Below are 591 nucleotides of genomic sequence, written 5' to 3'. Positions count from 1 at the left end.
TCGTCTGGTGATAATGGCGAAGAGGTCACACCCGTTCCCATGCCGAACACGGAAGTTAAGCTCTTCAGCGCCGATGGTAGTTGGGGGATCTCCCCCTGTGAGAGTAGGACGTCGCCAGGCGAAACATATTTCGGAGGATTAGCTCAGCTGGGAGAGCATCTGCCTTACAAGCAGAGGGTCGGCGGTTCGATCCCGTCATCCTCCACCAAAGATTTTTGCGTAAGCAAAATATCTTTCTTTATCAATATGCCGGTGTAGCTCAACTGGTAGAGCAACTGACTTGTAATCAGTAGGTTGGGGGTTCAAGTCCTCTTGCCGGCACCATTGTTTTTTATTTTGTCTCTTTTTTTATTTCGAGAGCCATTAGCTCAGTTGGTAGAGCATCTGACTTTTAATCAGAGGGTCGAAGGTTCGAATCCTTCATGGCTCACCATTGATTTTTGCCAAAGCAAAAATATCAATCTTACATGCGGGTGTGGCGGAATTGGCAGACGCACCAGACTTAGGATCTGGCGCCGCGAGGCGTGGGGGTTCAAGTCCCTTCACCCGCACCATTCATTTCGCGGAAGTAGTTCAGTGGTAGAACACCAC

4 tRNA genes and 1 rRNA gene are annotated in these 591 nt (G+C 49.4%); all 5 read left to right on the top strand.

The window, feature by feature from the left end:
* The first annotated feature begins 3 nt into the window (after positions 1 to 3).
* Positions 4 to 120, top strand: a 5S ribosomal RNA gene (gene rrf, locus BAA9072_RS23920).
* A gap of 12 nt (positions 121 to 132) precedes the next feature.
* Positions 133 to 208: transfer RNA gene (locus BAA9072_RS23915), tRNA-Val, on the top strand.
* Between the two features lie 40 nt (positions 209 to 248).
* Positions 249 to 324: transfer RNA gene (locus tag BAA9072_RS23910), tRNA-Thr, on the top strand.
* Between the two features lie 33 nt (positions 325 to 357).
* A tRNA-Lys gene (locus BAA9072_RS23905) sits at positions 358 to 433 on the top strand.
* Between the two features lie 36 nt (positions 434 to 469).
* Positions 470 to 554, top strand: a tRNA-Leu gene (locus BAA9072_RS23900).
* The last annotated feature ends 37 nt before the right edge of the window (positions 555 to 591 follow it).

Source organism: Rossellomorea arthrocnemi (assembly GCF_904424705.1).
GTDB classification, from domain to species: Bacteria; Bacillota; Bacilli; order Bacillales; family Bacillaceae_B; genus Rossellomorea; species Rossellomorea arthrocnemi.
The sequence above is the reverse complement of the archived record's forward strand: the minus strand, read 5'-3'. Positions and strand labels throughout refer to the sequence as shown.